Source organism: Kitasatospora sp. NPDC008115, from assembly GCF_042957205.1.
Taxonomy (GTDB): domain Bacteria; phylum Actinomycetota; class Actinomycetes; order Streptomycetales; family Streptomycetaceae; genus Kitasatospora.
Genome location: NZ_JBIBHU010000078.1, coordinates 1 through 3,181 on the forward strand (window position 1 = coordinate 1; position 3,181 = coordinate 3,181).

Annotated in this window: 1 protein-coding gene; it reads right to left on the reverse strand. The window is 74.0% G+C overall.

The window, feature by feature from the left end:
* Positions 1–3,181: beta-ketoacyl synthase N-terminal-like domain-containing protein (locus ACFZBX_RS36840; RefSeq protein ID WP_391538184.1), on the reverse strand; the 3,181-nt coding region annotated here is incomplete at both ends.

A 3,181-nucleotide genomic window follows, 5' to 3' on the forward strand; every position in this document is an offset into this window, starting at 1 on the left:
ACCCACCACACCAACACCCTCAACCCCAACCCCACCCACACCCTCAAGCCAGAACCGCTCCCGCTGAAACGCATACGTCGGCAAATCCACCCGCCGACCGGCGCGGCCGCCCAGCACAGCGGCCCAGTCCACACCGGTGCCGTGCACATGGAGCCGGCCCAGTGCGGCCAGCAGGGTCGACACCTCGGGACGCTCACGGCGGGTCACCGCGGCGACGGCGACGCCGGGCTCGTCGATCAGGCAGTCCTTGGCCATCGCGGCCAGCACACCGTCCGGGCCGAGCTCCAGGAACGCGGTCACGCCCTCGGCGCGCAGGGCCTCCACCCCCGCGGCGAACCTCACGCTCGCCCGGACGTGCTCCACCCAGTACTCCGGAGTGCGGATCTCCGCACCGGCCACCGCACCGGTCACGTTCGACACGAGGGGCACCCGGGGCGCCTCGAAGACCACCCCGGCCAGCACCTCGGCGAACTCGCCGAGCATCGGCTCCATCAGCTCCGAATGGAACGCGTGCGACACGGCCAACCGCCGGGTCTTCCGGCCGCGTTCGGCCAGTCGGGCGGCGATCGCCGCGGCCGCCGCCGCGTCACCGGAGACCACGACCGCGGCCGGACCGTTGACGGCGGCGATCCCGACGGTCCCCGCCGCCTCGCCGGCCTCGGCCAGCAGTTCCACGACCTCGGCCTCGCCCGCCTCCAGTGCGAACATCGCGCCGCCGGCCGGCAGCGCCTGCATCAGCCGCCCACGGGCCGCGACCACGCGGCAGGCGTCCGCGAGCGACCAGACGCCCGCCACGTGGGCGGCCGCCAACTCGCCGATCGAGTGGCCGAGCAGGAACTCGGGTCGCACGCCCCAGCCCTCGACCAGGCGGAAGAGCGCGACCTCGACCGCGAAGAGCGCGGGCTGGGTGTAGCGGGTCTCGTCGATCACGGCGGCGGAGCCGGGCTCGGCGAACACCACCTCCTTCAGCGGCCGGTCCAGCAGCGGGTCGAACTCCGCGCACACCTCGTCGAACGCGGCGGCGAACTTCGGGAAGCGGTCGTGGAGTTCACGCCCCATGCCGAGGCGCTGCGAGCCCTGGCCGGAGAACATGACGGCGAGGCGTCCCTCGACGGCCGTCCCCAGCAGGACCTCGGCGGACGCGTGTCCCCCGGCGATGGCGGCCAAGCCGTCCAGGAAGACGGAGCGGTCCTCGGCGACGAGCACCGCCCGGTGTTCCAGCTCGGCCCGGGTGGCGGTCAAGGCGTAGGCCAGGTCCCCGAGTTCGACCTCGCCCTCCTCCCTCCGAGAGTCCTCGGTCACGGCGGCGAGCAGTCGGGCGGCCTGCTCCCGCAGGGCGGCTCCGGTGTGTCCCGACAGGACCCACGGCAGCGGCCCGGACACCCGCTCGACGGCCGGCCCGGGCTCCTCGGCGGGCGCCTGCTCCAGGATCATGTGGGCGTTGGTGCCACTGATGCCGAAGGAGGAGACGCCCGCACGGCGCGGCCGGTCCTCCGGCCACTCCCGGGCCTCCGTCAGCAGCTCCACCGCGCCGTCGGACCAGTCCACGTGCGTGGTGGGCCGCTCGGCGTGCAGGGTCGCCGGGAGTACGCCCTGCCGCATCGCCATGACCATCTTGATCACACCGGCGACGCCGGCCGCGGCCTGGGTGTGGCCGATGTTCGACTTGAGCGAGCCGAGCCAGAGCGGGCGGTCCGCAGGGCGGTTCTGGCCGTACGTCGCGAGCAGGGCCTGCGCCTCGATCGGGTCGCCCAGGCTCGTTCCGGTGCCGTGCGCCTCCACCGCGTCCACCTCGGCGGCCGACAGTCCGGCGTTGGCCAGCGCCTGGCGGATCACCCGCTGCTGCGACGGACCGTTCGGCGCCGTCAGGCCGTTCGAGGCGCCGTCCTGGTTCACCGCGCTGCCGCGGATCACCGCCAGCACCGGATGCCCGTTGCGCCGCGCGTCTGCCAACCGCTCGACCACCAGCATGCCCACACCCTCGCCCCAGCCGGTGCCGTCCGCATCGTCCGAGAACGCCTTGCACCGCCCGTCCGCCGCCAGACCGCCCTGACGCGAGAACTCGGCGAACGCGCCCGGCGTCGACATCACGGTCACACCGCCGGCCAGCGCCAGATCGCACTCACCCGTGCGCAGTGCCTGTACCGCCAGGTGCAGGGCGACCAACGAGGACGAACACGCCGTGTCCACCGTCACCGCCGGGCCCTCCAGACCCAGCACGTACGACACCCGGCCCGACATCACACTGCCCGAGGCGCCCGTGAGCGCGTAACCGGCCACGGAGTCCGGCGCGTTGGCCATCAGCATGCTGAACTCCTGGCCACTGCCGCCGACGAACACGCCGGTCCGGCTGCCGCGCAGCGAGGACGGCTTGACGGCGGCGCGCTCCAACGCCTCCCAGGAGGTCTCCAGCAACAGCCGCTGCTGCGGGTCCATCGCCAGCGCCTCACGCGGCGAGATCCCGAAGAACCCGGCATCGAACTCACCCGCGTCGTACAGGAACGCGCCCTGGGCCATGGCCGGGACCCCGGAGCTCTGCCAGCCGCGGTCGGTGGGCAGGGCCGAGACCTCGTCACGGCGCTCGTCGACCAGACGCCACAGGTCCTCCGGCGAGGAGACGCCACCGGGGAAGCGGCAGGCCATGCCGACGATCACCAGCGGTTCGCCGTCCAGTGCCGGGGCGTGCGGCACCGGGGCCACGAGGTCGGCCCCCGGCTGCTCGCCCGTGAGCCGGGCACCGAGGAACGCGGCGAGGGCGTGCGGGCTGGGGTGGTCGAAGACCAGGGTGACGGGCAGCCGCAGGCCGGTGGCGGCGTTCAGCCGGTTGCGCAGGTCCATGGCCGTGACCGAGTCGAAGCCCAGGTCCTTGAAGGGCTTCGCCGCCGCGATGGTGCCGGACGAGCGGTGGCCCAGCACCAGGGCCGCCTGGGTGCGGACCAGATCCAGCAGCAGCGCGGCGCGCTCCGGCTCCGTAACACCGGTGAGCCGCCCGCGCAGTTCGGCGGCCGCCGAGTCGTCGACCGGCGGCCGGTCGTCCGCCGGCGGTGCCACGGGGCGGCCGACCGACCCGAAGGAGACCCCCTCCAGCCAGAAGCGTTGGTGTTGGAAGGGGTAGGTGGGCAGGTCGGTGCGGCGGGCGTCGCGGCCGGCGAGGACGGTGGTCCAGTCGACGGGCACGCCG